At 67.8% G+C, this 18123-nt stretch carries 14 protein-coding genes and 2 pseudogenes; 4 read left to right on the forward strand and 12 right to left on the reverse strand.

All coding sequences use genetic code 11. The annotated features are described in order from the left end of the window. Positions 1-195 precede the first annotated feature (195 nt). Positions 196-3399 (forward strand): glycosyl hydrolase 115 family protein, encoded by a 3204-nt coding sequence (locus ACFT7S_RS17115; RefSeq protein ID WP_382732378.1) that lies wholly within the window; start codon positions 196-198, stop codon positions 3397-3399. A gap of 389 nt (positions 3400-3788) precedes the next feature. Here ACFT7S_RS17115 and ACFT7S_RS17120 read toward each other — a convergent pair whose 3' ends face one another. After that, on the reverse strand, positions 3789-4115 hold the full coding sequence (locus ACFT7S_RS17120) for a GYD domain-containing protein (RefSeq protein ID WP_382732380.1): 327 nt from the start codon (positions 4113-4115) through the stop codon (positions 3789-3791). Positions 4116-5011: 896 nt separating this feature from the next. Continuing rightward, complete coding sequence (locus ACFT7S_RS17125; protein WP_382732381.1) at positions 5012-5722, reverse strand: TetR/AcrR family transcriptional regulator; 711 nt, start codon at positions 5720-5722, stop codon at positions 5012-5014. A gap of 139 nt (positions 5723-5861) precedes the next feature. Here ACFT7S_RS17125 and ACFT7S_RS17130 point away from each other — a divergent pair, with 139 nt between their 5' ends. Beyond that, positions 5862-6563, forward strand: coding sequence for an NAD(P)-dependent oxidoreductase (locus ACFT7S_RS17130; RefSeq protein WP_382732383.1), 702 nt, complete (start codon positions 5862-5864; stop codon positions 6561-6563). Between the two features lie 244 nt (positions 6564-6807). Here the strand turns inward: ACFT7S_RS17130 and ACFT7S_RS17135 are convergent, their stop codons facing one another. Continuing rightward, complete coding sequence (locus tag ACFT7S_RS17135) at positions 6808-7584, reverse strand: ATP-grasp domain-containing protein (RefSeq protein WP_382732384.1); 777 nt, start codon at positions 7582-7584, stop codon at positions 6808-6810. A 477-nt stretch (positions 7585-8061) separates the two neighbouring features. On the opposite strand from ACFT7S_RS17135, the gene ACFT7S_RS17140 reads away from it, so the two are divergent. After that, positions 8062-8646: a flavodoxin family protein gene (locus ACFT7S_RS17140; protein ID WP_382732386.1), complete on the forward strand. Its 585-nt coding sequence runs from the start codon at positions 8062-8064 to the stop codon at positions 8644-8646. A gap of 61 nt (positions 8647-8707) precedes the next feature. Here ACFT7S_RS17140 and ACFT7S_RS17145 read toward each other — a convergent pair whose 3' ends face one another. The 4 genes from ACFT7S_RS17145 to ACFT7S_RS17160 form a co-directional block, all read right to left on the reverse strand. Next, complete coding sequence (locus tag ACFT7S_RS17145) at positions 8708-9007, reverse strand: DUF4240 domain-containing protein (RefSeq protein ID WP_382732387.1); 300 nt, start codon at positions 9005-9007, stop codon at positions 8708-8710. 634 nt (positions 9008-9641) lie between these two features. Beyond that, positions 9642-9866 carry a hypothetical protein gene (locus tag ACFT7S_RS17150; RefSeq protein ID WP_382732389.1) on the reverse strand — a complete coding sequence of 75 codons (225 nt, stop codon included), beginning with the start codon at positions 9864-9866 and terminating at the stop codon, positions 9642-9644. A 172-nt stretch (positions 9867-10038) separates the two neighbouring features. Further along, entirely contained in the window at positions 10039-10473 is a 435-nt protein-coding gene (locus tag ACFT7S_RS17155; RefSeq protein WP_382732390.1) for an ester cyclase, read from the reverse strand. Between the two features lie 1233 nt (positions 10474-11706). Then, on the reverse strand, positions 11707-12843 hold the full coding sequence (locus ACFT7S_RS17160) for a PQQ-dependent sugar dehydrogenase (RefSeq protein WP_382732392.1): 1137 nt from the start codon (positions 12841-12843) through the stop codon (positions 11707-11709). Between the two features lie 630 nt (positions 12844-13473). Here ACFT7S_RS17160 and ACFT7S_RS17165 point away from each other — a divergent pair. After that, the gene (locus tag ACFT7S_RS17165) at positions 13474-14223 is read left to right on the forward strand and encodes a CehA/McbA family metallohydrolase (protein ID WP_382732394.1); all 750 of its coding nucleotides are present in this window, start codon (positions 13474-13476) and stop codon (positions 14221-14223) included. A gap of 13 nt (positions 14224-14236) precedes the next feature. On the opposite strand, the pseudogene ACFT7S_RS17170 reads toward ACFT7S_RS17165, so the two are convergent. The 5 genes and pseudogenes from ACFT7S_RS17170 to ACFT7S_RS17190 form a co-directional block, all read right to left on the reverse strand. Further along, positions 14237-14701: pseudogene (locus ACFT7S_RS17170) on the reverse strand (IS5 family transposase); the annotation flags it as partial. A 706-nt stretch (positions 14702-15407) separates the two neighbouring features. Then, complete coding sequence (locus ACFT7S_RS17175; RefSeq protein WP_382732395.1) at positions 15408-16376, reverse strand: XRE family transcriptional regulator; 969 nt, start codon at positions 16374-16376, stop codon at positions 15408-15410. A gap of 240 nt (positions 16377-16616) precedes the next feature. After that, a complete protein-coding gene (locus ACFT7S_RS17180; protein ID WP_382732397.1) occupies positions 16617-16898 on the reverse strand; it encodes a hypothetical protein in 282 nt (93 codons plus the stop codon). Between the two features lie 93 nt (positions 16899-16991). After that, positions 16992-17336 (reverse strand): hypothetical protein, encoded by a 345-nt coding sequence (locus tag ACFT7S_RS17185; protein WP_382732399.1) that lies wholly within the window; start codon positions 17334-17336, stop codon positions 16992-16994. A 380-nt stretch (positions 17337-17716) separates the two neighbouring features. Further along, positions 17717-18085, reverse strand: a pseudogene (locus tag ACFT7S_RS17190) (transposase); the annotation flags it as partial. Positions 18086-18123: the final 38 nt, after the last annotated feature.

Below are 18123 nucleotides of genomic sequence, written 5' to 3' on the forward strand. Positions count from 1 at the left end.
TCTTCCGATAGTGGTGCCGGCACGGTGCGGGTGGTCGGTTCGCGGAAGGGAGGACCGCTCCTCGCACTCCTCGACGCGTCACGACCCGACCGAAATTGTTTCGATCGTGACGCGCCATTGTTTCGGCGTGGTGTATCGCTCAGGATCTGTTGCGCAGCCGTCTTTCGGAGCGACAGATGTGCGCTGAGGAGCGTCATGAGCAGAGATAAACCCATTCTTCCCGACCGGAGAACCCTGTTGGGCGCGAGTGCGGGTGTCGGGGTGAGCGCGTTGGCCCTGACAACTTTCGTAAATATGCCGGGAATAGCGGGACGGGCCGAGGCCGACGAGGCCGGTACCGACGGTGGCCCACTCCATGTCACCGACTTCGGTGCCTATATTTCGTTCGGTCCGCGCAAGGGTGCCTTCGCCCTGGCGCGTCCGGGATCGGCCGTGCCGGTGGTGGTGGACGGCGCCGACCACCCCGGCGTGCTGCGGGTCGCCTCCGACCTGTGCGAGGACATCGAGCGCGTCACCGGCATGCGGCCCGCGCTGAAGCGGTCCCGGGACGGTGAAACCTCCGGCTTCGGGCGGGAGTTGGTGCTGATCGGGACCCTGGGACACAGTCCGCTCATCGACCGGCTGGTCGCCGAGGGCAAGCTGGACACGCGCGGCGTCGCGGGCCGCTGGGAGACCTCGCTGCAGACGGTCGTCGAGCGGCCGATGCCCGGCGTGGACCGCGCCTTCGTGATCGCGGGAAGCGACCAGCGCGGCACCGTCTTCGGTGCGTACGACGTCAGTTACGGGATCGGCGTCTCGCCCTGGTACTGGTGGGCGGATGTGCGACCGGTGCGGCGCACCTCGCTCTACGCACTGCCGGGCCGGCACACCCAGGGCACACCGGCCGTGAAGTACCGCGGGATCTTCATCAACGACGAGAACCCGGCGCTCGGCACCTGGGCTCCCGGATACTTCGGCCCCGGGAAGGCCGAGGGCTTCCCCGGTGGATTCAATGCCGACTTCTACGCCAAGGTCTTCGAGGTCCTGCTCCGGCTCAAGGCCAACTACCTCTGGCCCGCGGTGTGGGGACGGGCGTTCGCCGAGGACGATCCCGCCAACCACGCCCGCGCCAAGGAGTACGGCATCGTGATGGGCACCTCGCACGAGGCGCCCATGATGCGCGGCATCGAGGAGTGGAACCGGCACGCGGTGGCCGCCGTGCGCGACAGCGCGGGCGGGATCGTCACGCCGGGCCACGATCCCTACGGCGGCACCGGGGAGTGGTCGTACCGCCGCAACGCCGAGGCCGTGAAGGCGTACTGGCGCGACGGCGTGCGGCGCATGAAGGACCAGGGCTTCGAAGGCGTCGTCACCCTGGGCATGCGCGGCAACGGCGATGTGAGCCTGCCGGACGGCGACGGCGTCGAACTGATGACGGAGATCATCGCCGCACAGCGGGAGATCCTCGCCGAGGTTTTCCCCGACCGGGACATCACCGACATCCCTCAGGTGTGGACGCTCTACAAGGAGGTCCAGCGCTACTGGGCGCGCGGCCTGCGTGCGCCCGAGGACGTCACAGTGGTGCTTTGCGACGACAACTGGGGCAACATCCGCAAGCATCCGGACCCGGCGGAACCCGCCCGCTCCGGTGGCTACGGCCTCTACTACCACTTCGACTACGTGGGCGTAGGGCGCAACTACAAGTGGGTGGACACCACCTCGCTGCCCAATATGTGGGACCAGTTGCGGCAGGCAGTCGCGTACGGCAACCACGGTCTATGGGTGACCAACGTGGGCGATCTGAAGGGAAACGAGCTGCCCACGCAGTTCTTCCTCGACTACGCCTGGAACCCGGACCGCTGGCACCTCGACGACCTATCGGCATGGGAGCGCCGCTACGCGCGGCAGAACTTCGGGGAGGCGCAGGACAAGGCGATCGCCGACGTCCTGGCCGACTACGCGCGCCTCCAGAGCCTGCGCAAGCCGGAGCTCCTCAACCGCCGTATCACCCTGGCCCCCGGCAAGGACCCCGTCACCGACCCCTCCGCGATCGACTACGACGACGGGGCGACGCCGTTCTCTCTCGACCACTTCCGCGAACTGGAGCGGATCACCGCCCGGTGGCAGGAGCTGGCCGGCCGCGCCGAACGTATCGGGCGCCGGCTGCCCGCCGCCGACCAGGACGCCTGGTTCGAACTCGTCGGCTACGAGGTCGCCGCCACCGCGAACGTGTACGCCCTCCGGGAGGCAGAGTTCACCAACCTCCGTTACGCCGCCCAGGGCCGGGCCGCCACCAACGCCCGCGCCGCACGGGCCGAGGCGGCCCTCAACCGGGACTTCGCCCTGTCCGAGCGGTTCAACTCCCGTATAGCGGACGGAAAATGGGACGGCTTCCAGACGCAGCCGCACATCGGCTACGGGGATGTCGCCCGCTACGGGCCCCATGCACCCTGGCAGCAGCCCGAGCGGAACAACGTGGCGCTGCCCGACGAGATCTTCCCGGCGGTGCGCCGCATCGAGGTCCCCGGGGCAGCCGCACTCGGCGTGGCGGTCTCCGGGTCGGACCGCTGGTGGCCGCAGGAGACCGCACCGGCCGAGCTGCCCGCGCTGAGCCGCTACGGAACGGCCCCGGCCCCGTACGTCGAGGTGTTCAACCGGGGTACGGAGCCCTTCGCGTACCGCGTCGAGTGCTCCGTTCCCTGGCTCCGGGTGGACGCCCCGGCCGGGCGCGTCACCGAGCAGCTCCGCCTGACGGTGGGCGCCGACTGGGACAGGGCGCCGCGCGGCACCACACGGGCGACGCTCACGGTGCACGGTCCTGACGGCTCACGCGTCGAAGTCACCGCCGTCGCCGAGAACCCGGACGTCCGTGGCCTGCGCGGCTTCGTCGAGGCGGGCGGTCATGTCGCCATCGATGCGGAGCACGCCGACCGCGCCGTGGGCGTCGACGGCATCGAGTGGCAGCGCGTCGAGGGTGTCGGGCGTGACTGCGCGGGCCTCACGCCGGTGCCCGTCACGGCGCCGAGCCGGACTCCGGGGCGCGACGCACCGCGCCTGGAGTACGAGGTGAGCCTGCTCACCGGAGGCACGGTGACCCTCTGGGCGTATCTGTCGCCACGCAACCCGGCCCTCGCGGGCGGCGGACTGCGTTACGCGGTCTCCTTCGACGACGACGTCCCGCAGACCGTCGACATCGTCGCTGCCACCGGAGCCGACGACGGCGGCATGAACGTCCAGTGGGCGCGCAACACCTCCGACAACATCAGCCGTACCTCCACCCGGCACATGCTGACGGCGGGCGTGCACCGGCTGACGTTCTGGATGGTCGACCCGACGGTCGTCGTCCAGCGGCTCGTCATCGACACCGGTGGTCTCCCGGACACCCTTCTCGGACCTCCGGAGAGCCGCCGCCTGTCGTGACCGGCCCATCCGCACCCGTACCCCTTCTCAGGAGACCACCATGACCAGACGTAACCTCCACGCCCGCCCTGGCAAGCACGACCGGACGCTGCGCGCTCTCGCCGCCGCCGCGCCCTACCGCGCCCTCATCGCGGGCTCTCCCAGTACCTGCACTTCGACTGCCGTCCGATCCCGGCGGGTGATGCGCAGGCCGGGCATACCCTGCACCTCGTGGTCTGAGGCGTACGACGGGCGCAGTGGAGGCTGCCACTCTTCTTCCCTGAGTCGTGCGGGGCTGGTGCGAGCCCGGCGAGAGCTCGGCCCCCGGCCTCACCAGGCAGGTGCATTGTCATGGACGGCTGAAACACAGGTACTGGGTTGAGGACGTCATCGGTCCCGAGCCCGAATCGCTACACGCCAGGAGCCCGATACCGGACTTGCTCGGCTCTCCGCAGGGCATCCAGCGTTTCGTCGACGCTCAGGAGAACGGTCGTCTCAAACGAGCTGAGCGCGCCACCTCCACCAATCGCCAGCGCAACCGCGGCCATGGACACGTTGTCCGAAGCTTCCCAGAGGTTATAGCCGTCGTGCGTGCCGAAGGCGTACCAGAAGCCGTGGAGCTTCCCACCGACGGATTCGATGTACGACTGAGCGGCCTTTGTGCGGTCCTCGGGCTGGCTGATCAGCCTCGCCCAGGTTTCCGGCGTGTAGCTGAACCTCGATAGATAGAGCGGCATCGTGTTCTCTCTTTCGTCTCATCAAGAGATACCCGCGCTGGGCGGGAGAAAGGCCAGGGTGGCCCGCGGGTCCCCCAAACAGCCGGGGACTATGACCGCCACGGCCCACAGCCAACGGGAGAGCGGGCCGCCCGAGCGATACAAAGGGGAGGCAGCTGCACTGGGGCGGAAGATCGGGAACACGTACCTGCTCTCCGTGGTCCACGTAGCGGCTTCGTTCACTCGCGCCTGTCGTACCGGGTGGCGACCGCGCTGGAGTGCTTGAGACTGTTGATCGTCCGCTCAACGGTGTCGCCGGTGCCGCCACCTCCTCCAGACGTAGTCATCACGGAAAAGCGGTCAGAACCAACAAGAACGCTCATGAGCCACCTAAGGGGTTCAGTCACAACAGCTGTGACTGGGCACTCCAGTTGGCACCATCACGTGGTTCCACACCTTCACCCAGCGGTCGTCGCGGGTGGGCGTTGACTGGGCGGGATCGATACCCAGTCCCTCGGTAAGCAGCCCGTATCCCCAGTCGAGACTGAGCGGGCCTTCGTAGTCGCCCAGCGTCCGTGAGGGTTTACCGGAGGAGCGGCTTTGCGGCTCCGGATCGTCCGCCAACCGTGCCAGCAACCCCGGCGGCTCGTCCGCGACGCTCGCGGTGACTCCGCACCGGACTGACAGCTCCGGGTGCTACGCCAGGCGAGCCGTGACGTCGGCGGTCACGGAGGAGCTGGTCCCTGCGCGCTCAGGGCTCCGCGCTTGAGCACCACGCACTTTCCCAGGGGGACGTCCGTCGGCGTGGTGCGCAGGTTGGTGGGATCGCTGTCCCAGCGGTGGTTGCGTGCCTGTGGGGGTAGGGCGGCTGCCCCACAGCCGACTCAGCTCGCAGGTGCGCCCCTTGTGGAGAGCCGTTACCCCTGCGGGGTGATGCTCAAGGACCGAATGAGCTGGGCCAGTTCTTCACGGAAGAGCTTTTCCGGGCTGAGGGCCTGGGTCTGCAGGTGGCCGTAGATCTCGAGTGACACCAGGCCGTGCAGGTGGCTCCAGATGCGCAGGGCGAGGGCCACGGCGGCCGGGGGCAGGTCGGGGAAGGTCGGGCGGACCTTGTCGAGGAGGCCGGCGTCGAAGTCGGACCACTCGAAGTCGCTGTCCGCGTAGCGGTGTTCGGCATGCGGCCACGCGGCGGCCGCCAGCGCGGTGATGCCGGTGCAGACACGGTGGGCGGCGTCCGGGGCGGCGCCGCCCTCGGGGGGTCGGTAGCCGGGCACGGGGTCACCGTAGATGAGGCGGAAGCCCTCGGGGTTGGTCAGCGCCCAGTTCCTGAAGGCGCAGGCCCATGCCTGGATCCGGGCGGCCGGGTTCTGGGCGGGGGCGGCGTCCCAGGCGGCGTCCACTGTGTCGGCCAGCGAGGTGTAGACGTTGTTGATCAGCGTGGTGACCAAGTCGTCACGGGTGGCGAAGTATCCGTAGATGGCGTTGGCCGTCATGCCCATCTCGCGAGCGATGGCCCGCAGCGTGATCGCGTCGGGTCCTCCCGAGGCCATCAACTCCAGCGCGACCTTCTTGATCTCGGCGGTCGTCTCGGCCCGCAACCGCTCGCGGCGCCCTTTGATGTTTCCCACGCTTCCCACGGTCACTCACTCTACAGCGTCATAATACTGAGCGCCGTATCAATACTTCACACCGTATAGTCTTTGTGTGCCGTGAAGAGAAGATGGCGGCATGGGCAACTGAGGCACGAGCAATCACCAGGGGAGAGCCATGCATATCGGAGTCATCGGGGCCACAGGTGGCATCGGCAGTCGCATCGTCACCGAAGCACTCGGCCGGGGGCACCACGTCACGGCCTTCAGCCGCGACGCCACGCGGATCGACGAGGACCGGAGGAACGTCGTCTGGCAGAGCGTCGACGTCCTCGACGCCGACGCCATCGCCGCCGTCATACCCGGACTCGACGTCCTGATCAGCGGGTTCCAGCCCGGAAATGCCGCCAAGGACATCGCCGACACGGTGGCCCGCTCGATCGCCGATCCCACGGTCTACGCCACCGCCGCGCGAGCACTCCTGAAGGCGCTGGAGAGCCACCCCCGGACCCGGCTCATCGTCATCGGCGGCGCCGGCAGTCTGGAGATCGAGCCCGGACTCGTACGGGCCGACTCCGACGAACTGTTGCACGAGACCCTCGACGCGATCGGCCTGCCGAGAGAGTACGCCGCCGCGGTGCGCGGCCACCGGGACGCCCTGAACGTCCTGCGCACCTCCAACCGGTTGTGGACCTACTTCAGTCCCGCGGAGGACATCGCGCCCGGCGAGCGTACGGGCCGGTTCCGGATCGGCGGCGATCAGCCGGTCCTTGACGGGGACGGGCGCAGTCGCATCTCGGTGGAGGACGCCGCCGTTGCCCTCGTCGACGAGGCGGAACTGCCCCGCTTCGTCCAGCGCCGCTTCACAATCGGCTACTGAACCGACGCCGGCGGACCAACGCCGCAGCTGTCGGGGGCCCTGGCGGCGCGGCGCCGCGCCGGTACTGACCGGGTGCGGACGCAGAAGCGTTCGGGATCCCCATCAGGTGCTGTCGCTCTGGCAGTGGGAGCCGGAGCCTGAGCGCGCCTGCACCGGCCGGACGCGACTCCCGGGCGACGTGCACGGGGCTCAGTACCCCACTGGGCATCGCTGTCCGCTGGAGCGCGCCGTCCGGCGGGCGATCTCATGCATTGGGGAACGGGCTGGGAATGCGGAGGAACCGGTGATCGCCGGGTATGACGGCTTCGGCCGGTCCAGCGGCTTGGAGGACAACATCCAAGGCCCGCTGTGGGTCAGCGGTGTACATGCCGCTTGCCCAGGCGGCGTTGGCTTCGATCACCGACCAGCGCCCGTCAGCCATGCCCACATCCACGACGATGGCGGAGGGCAACGTGTCGCGGCACTCGGCGAGCAACTCCGCTCCGAAGGCTGCCGCGCCCTCGTTCAGCGGCCCAAGACTTAGCCGCCCGTGCTGCGCGTACTGACTGCCGGTGTGCACCGTGCCGTTGAGCACGTACAGCCGGTACTCGGCGGCGAACTCCACCACGTCGCTGATAAGCACCGGTGTGTGCGGATCCACCGAGTCCGGGCCCGGCAGCCGTGACCCGTCGGTGTAGATCAGTGCCGGTATCTGCTTGTCGTTAGGAGACTTGATGAACGCAGGCCGACGCAGGCTGTAGGCCTCGCGGATCGGCCCGAAGGTGATCTCACGCCCGGTGTACTCCCGGGGCAAACGGGCCAGCCAATCCTCGGGGGCCTGCAGGAGGGCGATGTTCAGAGCGGGTGCCACGATGTCTGCGAAGCTGGGCCCGGCGTGTAGATGCTCGGCGCGCAAATCGGCCGGTACGGCCAACGTAGGCAGTTGCACTGTCGGCAGGCCGCGACGGCGGGCGGCATCACGCAGAGCCTGCGCGGAGGTGGTAAGACGGGGTGGCAGAAGGAGAGTCACAACACCGAGCATCGCTCACGACCAGCGGCCGGCACACCCGATATAGCAGCCTCAGTCCCGCCCCGCAGGGGCAGCCAACCGCTCCGTGACGCTTTGACACGAGAAATTCACCGGCACAACAACGGCGGGCGCGAACGGCGAGCTGTGTACGTTCGCGTATACCTGCCTGGGCGCCTTCCAGTGAACGCCGCACCCGGATCGGAAGCAGCACCGGAGAGCGTCGGAGCGAGGCGCCGAGCCCGCCGAGGAGTAGTCCGCCCACGATTCCTCCGGGCGGACAGCGCAGCTGGGGCCCGCCTGCGCCGTGACCGAGCTCCACGAGCAGTGGCCGGAGGTGCGGTCGGATGTTGCCGTTGGTGGTTCGAGCCGACAGGCGTGGATGCCTTCTGCCGCCGGAATATCGACCGGTGGAAGACGGTTGGAGGCGGGGAACTGAACCGCAACCCGGGGCGCGGTGGATGTTGACCCGGACTGACTCTGGAGCAGGCCATGGACCGTTCGTTCCTCTTTCTCCTCGGCAGCGCCCGAGCGGAGGGCAACACCGAACTGCTGGCCCGTGCCGCGGCGGAGCAGCTGCCGGGCGACACCGAGCAGCGGTGGCTGAACCTGACGCAGCTCCGTCTGCCCGACTATCACGACGCGGGCCACGCAAGGGGCCCGTGGCCGGAGGAGGAAAGCGACGAAGCACTGCTGTGGGAGGCGATGCTCGCTGCCACCGACGTCGTGATCGCCTCGCCGCTGTACTGGTACTCCATGTCGTCCTACGCCAAGCGCTACCTCGACTACTGGTCGAAGTGGCTGTCCACCCCGGACCCCGGGTTCAAGGCGAAGATGGCCGGCCGCACTCTTTGGGGCGTGACGGCTATGGCGCACCGCGAGGGGGCTGTTGCCGAGCCATTGGTCCTCACCCTGCACCACACTGCGGCCTACATGGGCATGCGATTCGGCGGCGTACTGCTAGGCAACGGATCCCGGCCCGGCCAGATACTCACCGACGAACGGGCGGCCGCCCAGGCCAAGACGTTCTTCGCCCAGGAGGCCCCCCTCGCCCGATTCCCTTACGACGAGGAGTAACAAGGCAACAGGACCTGTATGTTCGCCGGCGGCGAGGCAGCGGACTGAGCGAGGCGCCAACTCAAACGCTGATCCGCCAACTGAAGCGCTCAGCCATCGCGCCCACGTCGTGCTTGCGTACGAGGGGCACCCGGTACGGGATGCTCAGCACTTCCTCACAGGCGAGATCGAGTCCATCGGCTGCTGAGGCTCGCACGATGGGCACTTCTGCGAGGGCATCAGGGTCAGCGGCTGTGCGCTCGAAGACCTCACGCCCTTGCGCGATCAACCAGCCACGGAAGTAGTCGAAGCCGTCGTCGGAGCATCCGCCGTTGATCACGTAGGCAGCAGCCCACAGAGGATTCGTGCAGGAGTCGGCCATCAGGTCCGGAGGGCAACGCCGGAGTGCCTTTTCCGGGGACGGCCGGCTCAGACCGATGTGGGACATCGGTAACCGCACCGCCGACGGAGAACGAGAGCTGAGCATCGCACGGCTGTGGGTGGAGTTCGCGGAGGAGCTCGGCCCTGGAGAGACCGCCGACGTTCGGCTCGCCCCCCTGAGCCCCGAGCAGTGGAGGCATCTGAAATGCGGTGACGTGATCACCATGCACGAGGCCCGGCCTGTTGCTGGCACGGCCACGGTCATCGTGCTTCAAATGACGCTCCCCGCCAGCGGGCGCGTCCCAGTGGACCGCGGCCCGCCGCCAGGCGTTCGCGAACGCCTTGGACGGGGAGAGGTCGCTGGTCGCGGTGACCGCGAAGACCAACCGGTCGAAGGCCGACCAGGACCCGTCGACGTGGGCTGCCGCCGTTGGCTGACGCGCGCTGCACCTTTGCTGCGGACTGGGTGGCCACAAAGCTGCGCTGGAACCTCGTTGTCGATCCGCCGGACAGGACCTAGCCCAGGGGTGTGGTGAGCAGCCGGTCGAGTACCAGCCCGCCCTCGACGGGTAGAAGTCCCAGCCGACGCCCGAGGGCGTCCGATGGAACCTTGGCCGAGCGGGTGCTGCGGGGGCTCAGGCGGGTTCGTAGCTGTGCGCGTCGGCGCCCTGCCAGGTGACCACGGCTGGGTTGTCGAGCACCCGCTCGGGGTCCGCCAGCCCGGCATCAGCGAGAAAGACGATCACGTCGTGGTCGCTGTGTGCGAGCCCGAGCCGTTCGTCGCGGCCCTTGGCATGGACGGATACGATCCTGCCGCCGGACGGTGTCGGGGCGTGGATGACGATTGGTGGCGTTGCCATGCTTCCAGGGTGGCCCGGGCGGCCGGCAGGCGCATCCGGTTGATCGAGATGCGGGGGTGTTGGCCCGGCGTGAAGATCGAGCTAGTGCCGCATCAGGCAACGTTCGCCCTGTAGGCGGACGTCACCAACCGGCATCCCGCCTGCCGGGTCCGAGGTCCTGGTGCCGCCCGGACTATCCCGGCGTACCGCCGGGCGCCGGGATGACGCCGAGCTGCTGGAGGAAACCGAGAAGATCCTTGTCCGACCACTTCTCCGCGAGCCTGCCATTTTCGATGCGGTGAATCACCGTCGCCGTCATCGTGAGCTGGTTACCGGTGGCGGGAATGCCGGGAAGGTCCCTCTCGTGCGCTCCGTGGGCCGTCAGCCGGGTCACCACTTTGTCGCCCTCCGCGATCTGGTCTTCGATCTTATGGGTCCCGGGCGTAGCCTCCCAGAAGAGACGGAACACCTGCTTGAGCCCCTCGCGACCGGACCCGAGCCCCGGAAACGGTGGCGGTGAATGGTCCTGGTAGTCCTCGGCCACGAGATCGTCCATGGCCTCCACGTTGCCCTTGTCGATCTCCGCGTAGAAGCGGCGAACCAATCTCTTGTTCTCTTCGCTCGACACGGGACTCCTCTGCGCGCGTTTTGTACCGCCGAAACCGGCGTTACGCCCGGAAGCATGACCCGCCCAGCCATGGGACGACACCTCAGGCGCGCCGTGCTTCCGTGCACGATCACCCGGAAGCATCCATGCACGTAATTCAGCACGCCAGCAGGGCGAACGTTGCCTGATGCGGCACTAGATCGAGCTATGGGCGGTGGCCCGCATCAGGTCTGTCCTGGGGCAGGCGCCGTCACCGGGATCGGCCCTAGAAGCTGATCGCGTGAATCTCTTCACGGTGTCGACGGAGAAGAAAGCGCAGCGTCAAGCGAAGAAGGCTGAGCGCGAAGCTGAGTACCAGGAGCGGAAGGCCGAGTCCCTGGACCGTGTTTCACCTGCGAGAACATCGCAACAGCGGCATGAATTCCACTCATGAAGTACCGGTGGACAGTCACCGACACAGCAACTGGAACGCCCCAGAGGACCGACTACGGCTTCACGATCGCCGGGGCACGCAGGGCGGCGGCGCTGTACGTGAGCAAGCTGATCAGCGGAAAAGGAAGATCAAATAGCTGCCCTGGGGGATGGAGGCTCGCATGCCAGCAACCGTCTGGTCCGGCGCTACCTGATTGGCCTGGTCACTTCTGTGAACTGAGCGTGTCTCCTTGATGGGGCGGTCGGTTGATTGGGTGTGTCTGTCCGTTTCATGATCACTGATGCGTTGTGGGACCGGATCGAGCTGTTGATGAGCGCCAAGGTGTCAGGCGCACCACGTGACCACCGCACATGGCAGAAGAGAAGGCCACCTCCTTGGCCGCGCTTGCGTGATGGCTGCGGCCGATGCTCTATCGGGTCGCACGACGTCGAGCTGACTCGTCACGGAGTCGAGGCCAACCCACTGGGTTCTGGCCATGCTTCTGTGAAGGGGCAGCCTGCCGCCGGTTCCGGGCCGAGCCCGGAGAGCCCCGACCCGAATATGGCCCCAAGCACACGACGCTGACTGGGCGTGGTTCGGCAAAGGTGCGAACTACAGGTCCTGCACCGAAGGACGGCAAGGTTCTCGGGCCGGGGCAGATTGGGTCCGCATGCTGGAACGGGTGACGGCGCAGCTCGACACAGACGGTGTGGGGGACCGGCCGACAGGCTGTGGACGGCCTCCGTTGCGCGGGCGTGCCTCAAGCGGGCCGGAGATCCCGGAGATGATCCAGCCAACTTGAGGCATGCTCGCTACCGGGCGGCTCCTTCATCCAACAGTTGTTACGCCGGGTCGATGCGGGAGACGCTGCCACCTATGCCGAGCACGTACAGCTCGCCATTGCAGCCCTGCACGAACGAGACGGCCTCGCCGCCGTTGACTCCGAGGTCGCTCACGCCGGTCACCTTGCCGTTCTTTATCTGCAGGGCGCGGACGGTGCCGTCGCAGTAGTCGCTGAACACGTACTGACCATTGAGGTTCGGGATCGCCTTGCCTCGATAGACGTATCCGCCGATCACCGAACAGCCCAGCCCGTTGCGGTCGTACTCGTGGATCGGCGGCACGTGGTTCGCGGGCTCAGCGCCGCCCCGGAAGGGATGGGTGCCCTCCATCTGAGACCAGCCGTAGTTCTCGCCGCCCTTGCTGTTGGCCGGGGCCCAGTCGATCTCCTCCCAGTCGCTCTGGCCGACGTCACCGATCAGCAGGTCGCCCGTGCCCGCGTCGAAGGAGAACCGCCACGGGTTGCGCAGCCCGTATGCCCAGATCTCGTCCCTGGCGTTCGGGTCGTTGACGAACGGGTTGTCCGGCGGGATCGCGTACGGCTTGCCGCCGCTCGGGTCGATCCGCACAAGCTTGCCGAGCAGCGTGTCGAGGTTCTGCCCGTTGCCGTGCGGATCGCCGCCCGCGCCGCCGTCGCCGAACGCGATGTAGAGGTAGCCGTCGGGGCCGAACTTGATGTCGCCGCCGTTGTGGTTCGAGTAGGGCTGCGTCTGGGTGAGGACGGTGCGCCGGGTGTTCGGCTGGATCTTGCCGCCCCGCACGGCGAACTCGTCCACGGTGCTGGTGCCTTCGAGGTTCGTGAACGAGATGTAGAAGTGCGCGAACCTCTTGTCGAACGCGACGCCCAGCAGGCCACGTTCGCCGTCGGTGGTGGTCTCGCCGGATATGTCGAGGACGGGCTCGCCGAGTCCTTTGTCGCCCAAGACCCTTACAGTGCCTGCGCGTTCGGCTATCCAGACCGTGCCACCGGGACCGGCGGTGCCGGCCGATGGATTCTGGGCCGTGGCCACTCTCTTGAGCGCGACCTTCGCTGCCTGACGTGGGGCGGCGGGCTCGTCGGCGGACGCCGTGGTCAAGGCGAGGGAAGCGACGAGGCAGATGGCGCCGATGATCGCCGAGCTTCTGGTGCGAACTTTCACCGTGACCTCCTAGAGGCGGCGAACGGGGAGGTCACCCGCCTGCTTGGGGCAGAGTTAGGTGGGTGTCGCCCGCGCCAGCACGCAACCTGGGTGGGGGGATAGTGTGCTACTGGCCACGGATGAGGATACTGGGACAGCGATCGTTGGTATAGACCAAGGCTCCGTCCATTTGTCTCCGTCCCGCTTTCCGTCGCGCCCTCCGCCGCTGCGTTCCCGGCGCCCCCGCCCGAGAGCCACTTCGCCCACCGGTCGTCCACTAACTGATGGCTTCAGAATGAAGCCGAGGCGGGCGTGCTCGATGCGCACGCCCGGCCAAGTCGACGCTGGGAACACTGTGCCGGCTGCGCTTGTTCGTTCGGCTGTTGGATCGTCCTATGACAAGGAGAGCGATGCCGGACTCGGGATTCCCGCCTATGCAAGCGCGTGGCCGAGGGGTCAGCTGGTATCGCGGAGACTGCCACATCCACTCCGTGTACTCGGACGGCGAGCTCACTCCTGAGCAGCTGGCAGCCGACGCTCGCACAGTGGGCCTCGACTTCATCGCCACCACGGAGCACAACTCCGCGGACGCGCACAGCGCCTGGGGGGCGTCATGCCGCAGATGACTTCTTGATCCTCCTGGGTGAGGAAGTGACCACCAAGACCGGGCACTGGCTCGCTCTCGGCATCGCCCCAGGTCAGGTGATCGACTGGGACTATCGCGTGGGGGACAAACTCATCGACCGATGCCTGGACCAGGTCCGCGAATCCGGTGGACTGTGCGTGGCCGCGCACCCGCACGCGCCCTATCCCTCAGGCAGCTTCATGTACCCCTACCAGGGCCTCGATGTGGTCGAGGTATGGAACGGGCTGTGGACGTCGGACCGGCCGTGGAACGCCGACAACGAGGCCGCCCTCGCCGAGTGGGGCCGAGGCCTGGCGGAAGGAATACACGCGGGGCGCTGGCAGCCGGCCATGGGCAACAGCGACACCCACCTTGAGGGTCAGATAGGCATCCCGCACACCGTCGTGCTTGCCGAGGGTTTGAGCACGCTGGCCATCCTCGCCGCAATCCGTGCGGGTCGCAGTTGGATCGCCGAATCGGCTGCTGTCGATCTGTCACTCACGGCCGTCGCCGCCGGCCACAACGCGGGGATTGGCGAACGACTGGCAGCCCACGGGGAACCCGTCATGGTGCGTGCGCACATACGCGGTGTCCCATCGGCGACCGTCAGTTTCCATACCGACCGGGGCAAAGTCCACCGCGAATCGCTGCCAGATTCCGGCGTGGGCACCACCGAGTGGCACACGACGTCGGAAGACTCGGCCTTCGTCCGGATCGAGGTACGCCATCCGCATGGCCATATGGCCGCTCTCAGCAACCCGATCGTTCTGACTTGACCTTCGGATTGCCTCAGGACGGCTTGCGGAGGCGTCGAAGGCAGATGAGGCTGCAGGCCACCTGGAGCAGACCCAAATGGAGGTCAGCGCGTCGTTCGTAGCGGATGCGGAGCCGTTTGAACTGGTGCAGCCAGGCGAAGGCGCGTTCGACCACCCAGCGAACCTTGCCCAGCCCGGAACCGTGGGCGATGCCGCGTCGGGCGATCATCGGCTTGATGCCGCGCTTCCACAGCAGGCGGCGGTACTTGTCGAAGTCGTAGCCGCGGTCGGCGTACAGTCGCCGAGGCTTGCGGCGCGGGCGTCCACGCAGCCCCCGGATCGGCGGGACCGCATCAAGCAGCGGCAGGAGCTGGGTAACGTCGTGGCGGTTGCCGCCGGTGAGCGTGACAGCGAGCGGAGTTCCACGGCGGTCGACGATCACATGGTGCTTGGAGGCGGGACGGGCACGGTCGACCGGCGAGGGACCGACATGATCCCCCCTTTGAGAGCCCGGACATGCGACCCGTCCAGGCGCAATCATCCAGCGCCAGAAGGTCCGCCCGGCGCAGCTAGTGGCGCGTCTTGCATCGTTGGCCGGGCAATCGACGGGCTGTGTGGTGGTCGGCAGACTGTCTCCGGGACCTGATCTTGGAAATGGTCGTGGCACGGCCACCGAGTGTGTCCGTCCGGCCGGTCAGCATGGACGAGGGCCGGAAGCTGCAGAGGATCAGCCGCACCGCGAAAGACCCCGTGCGGCTGCGGCGGGCGATCGTGGTGCTGATGTCCGCCCAGGGCCAGAGCGTCGAGGACATCACCTCGCTGATGCAGGTCGGTGAGGACTACGTCGCGATGTCATCCACGCGTTCAACGAGCGGGGGTTCCAGGTGCTGGACCCAGAATGGAGCGGGGGACGCCCGAAGACGATCAGTGAGCGGGTGCGTGAGCACATCCGCCTGATCGCCCGGGCGTCCCCCGCCGATGGTTCACGGAGCCCTGCCGGCTCCGGAGCGTCGAGGCATCCGGAACGGTCGGCAGAGGTACCCGGGGGTACGGCGCCGGGAAGCAGGTCGACGGACTGAGGAGCGCTTGGTCCGCGCTGGCCTCACGGACATCAGGTCCGCCGGGCGGCCGTGGAACTCCTTCAGCGGTCAGGCCGGCCGGCGGCGGTGATACGGAGGAACCTGCGGCGGTCCGGCTGCGGGCGATCAGCCCTTCCGGACGAGGAAGCGCTGGTCGGCCGTGCCGCTACAGGGTTCCTGGATCGCCTCGACTCCTTCGACGGGGTCGTCGTCGGTCATGCCGACGCACTGGCCGCTGTGGGCCGGGCGAAGCCGAAAGGCCCCGGCGCTGTCGGCGGCGGTGGGTTCCAGGCGGAACAGGGTGCCCTGGTTGCAGTCCTCACGGGGTTCGAGCATGCCCTTGATCTGGTCTTCGCCCATGACCGTCAGGCATCCCTTTCCCATTTCGGGGTGGTGCCACTGGATGCGGTACAGGCCCTCGCCGACCGGTTCGAGATAGGTGCGTGGCACGGCGGCCTGGACGCAGGGGAGTTGGACGGCGACGGCGCTGGCGTAGGCACCGTCGCGATCGCGTCCGTCGGTCAGGCAGAGGTCAGGCGTGCGGGCGGGGCGGATCGTCACCCAGCCGTCGGAGGGAGTCCGGGAAGCGGTGGCCGCACCGGCGGGAGCTCCCGGATCAGCGGAGTCGTCGGGCAGGACGCCCCAGGCTGCCAGGGCGAGCAACGGGACCAGGAGCGCGGTCACGAGCGCGACCGTACGTCCCTTGGGTCGGCGGGACCGCGGGCCCGTGACTCCACCGGTCCGCGGTGGGACGTTGGCAGCCTGGGGGTCGGCGTCGGCCCCCAGGCCGGGCGCGGGGTCGGGCACGGCGACGGGGCGTGCGGCGATTCGGTCCCTGGCGTCCAGCCAGGCGTCGACCCGCTGAGGGTCCCCGCAGGCGCGCACGAATGCGGCCAGCAGATCGGGGCGCGGCAGGTTCGTACGTCTGAGAATGTCGGCCAGCGTGCTGCGTGCCAGCACCTCGCCGTTCCGGGCGGCCTGCTCCTCCAGTTCGCGATATGTCAGCCCTGAACGCTCCTTGAGCTGCTGCATCGACTCGATGAAACCGGCGGCGTCTCGGGCTTCGTACGGCGATGACTTCCCCAGGTTCCCCATGGGGTCATCTTGCTGCTGCTTCAGCCAGAGGGACAAGGCCGGATTCCGCCGCACCCGGCCCTTAGGAGCACCATCCGGACAAGGCCCTGACCAGTCCGGACAGTCCGCTTCTGTCCGGACGACTGGGCTGCCGCCGCTCGCCCGGCCCGTCGGAGCCCCGGAGCGCTCCCCGGATCCCCCGCGACCATGACGCGGGCGGTGGTCCGGGTGGCCGGGTCGCGGTCGTGCGGCGCCGTCGAGTCAGGGCGCGGACCCGCAACCCGAGGTGGTGGCCACGTCGGTGATCACGTTGGCGCTGCCGGAGGAGCACGGCTCGGTGACATGCGCGGCGAACCCCTTCCAGCTGATGATGTGCCCGTGACGGGCGTAGCGCGCCGTGGTGTTGTAGGGGGAGACGATCGCCGAGGAGGAGGGCGGCAGGCCTCCGTCGTCCGCGTCGGCGGTGCGCCGGCACAGACGACCTGCCGCGTCGCGTGGGGCGTGTTGCGGGGTACCTGCAGCCCGGCCCAGCAACAACGACACCTCTCCCCCAGGGGTTGCGTGGGGAAGAGGCGTCGTCGGGGATGGCTCCCTACTGAGCATGCCCAGAGTGACGGCCCGACAGGCCGTACAGGGTCAGCAGCTGGCAGTCACATTCCCGCAGTAGATCCACCCGGAGTATCCGGCGCTGTCCACTACGTCGTACCACTTGTTGCCGTAGGAGTTGCGGGTCGACCCGTACACGGTGAGCCTCTCGCCGTCGTACGCCCAGGAGACAGAGGAGGAGCTGCCGTACGGGCTGACCCTGATGTACCCACCCGTCGATGTGGTGGTCGAGACCGCTGCCTTGGCCTCATGGACGGTCGATACGGCCGGCGAATCGACGGACGATGCACTCGCCATCGCGTTGGCGGGCACCAGCACCGCGCTCATGAGGGCGGCACTGCTCATCAGCACCGCAGCCTTGATCTTGATCGTCACAGATTTTCCCTTCGTCAGATGCAGGACGTCCCGGGCAGCACCTCTGGCTGGGGCCCCCTCGCCTCTTCGCTGAAGCACAAAGCAGACGTAGCGGCCGCTCGGCTGATCGGGACACTGCAAACCGTGCTGGTGGTTAAGGCCCAGAGCAATGAGGGCTGGCTGTCCCGGACAGAGACGGCGTGTCCGGGCAGGTCAGGTGCATCTTCGGAAAATGTCCCGGACAGCCGGACGTGCAGAATCCACCTCGGCCCAGAGCCACCACATCACGATGACCGTGGTGAACCTGGGTGGAAGGTCGGGCTGTTCTTCATCCCGGCCGCCAGCTCCCGCTGGCGGCCCGACGGCATCCGCCGTCGCGCGGCCGACCGAACCGGCCCGGCACGCTTCTGTCGCTTGCGGACGATCTCCGGTTCGAACGAGCCGTCACGTCGCGCGGCACGACTGTCTCCACCGGTCCGGCGTCCGTCAGGACGGTCTTGGCCCGAGTCCCGTTGCGGGAGTTGCCGCCGTTCTTTCCGGCGGGATCATGTTTGTCATAGCCGAGGTGGTCGGTGATCTCACCGCTCAAGAGCGGACTCCAGCAGCCGCTTCGTCAGCGGCTGCAGGAGCCTGACCTCACCGGTCAGCTGCAGACCCTCGGCCTGGGCAAGGCCTACCAACTCGTCGATGAGCTGGCCGTCCACCGTCTTCGACGGCTCAGGCTCAGACGGCTCGACAGCCTCGGGTTCGGTCACGTTGTCACTGGTCATCGGTGCATCTTCCTTGATCAGGAGCTACACCGAACGTT

The organism is Streptomyces sp. NPDC057136 (assembly GCF_042670885.1).
In the GTDB taxonomy this organism is placed as follows: domain Bacteria; phylum Actinomycetota; class Actinomycetes; order Streptomycetales; family Streptomycetaceae; genus Streptomyces.

Bases quoted from the DNA above. Each gene is read 5' to 3' on its own strand.
- ACFT7S_RS17145 (WP_382732387.1), bottom strand. From the start codon at position 9,007: ATGGCCGACTCCTGCACGAATCCTCTGTGGGCTGCTGCCTACGTGATC.
- ACFT7S_RS17135 (WP_382732384.1), bottom strand. From the start codon at position 7,584: ATGCTCGGTGTTGTGACTCTCCTTCTGCCACCCCGTCTTACCACCTCC.
- ACFT7S_RS17115 (WP_382732378.1), top strand. From the start codon at position 196: ATGAGCAGAGATAAACCCATTCTTCCCGACCGGAGAACCCTGTTGGGC.
- ACFT7S_RS17120 (WP_382732380.1), bottom strand. From the start codon at position 4,115: ATGCCGCTCTATCTATCGAGGTTCAGCTACACGCCGGAAACCTGGGCG.
- ACFT7S_RS17140 (WP_382732386.1), top strand. From the start codon at position 8,062: ATGGACCGTTCGTTCCTCTTTCTCCTCGGCAGCGCCCGAGCGGAGGGC.
- ACFT7S_RS17130 (WP_382732383.1), top strand. From the start codon at position 5,862: ATGCATATCGGAGTCATCGGGGCCACAGGTGGCATCGGCAGTCGCATC.
- ACFT7S_RS17175 (WP_382732395.1), bottom strand. From the start codon at position 16,376: ATGGGGAACCTGGGGAAGTCATCGCCGTACGAAGCCCGAGACGCCGCC.
- ACFT7S_RS17150 (WP_382732389.1), bottom strand. From the start codon at position 9,866: ATGGCAACGCCACCAATCGTCATCCACGCCCCGACACCGTCCGGCGGC.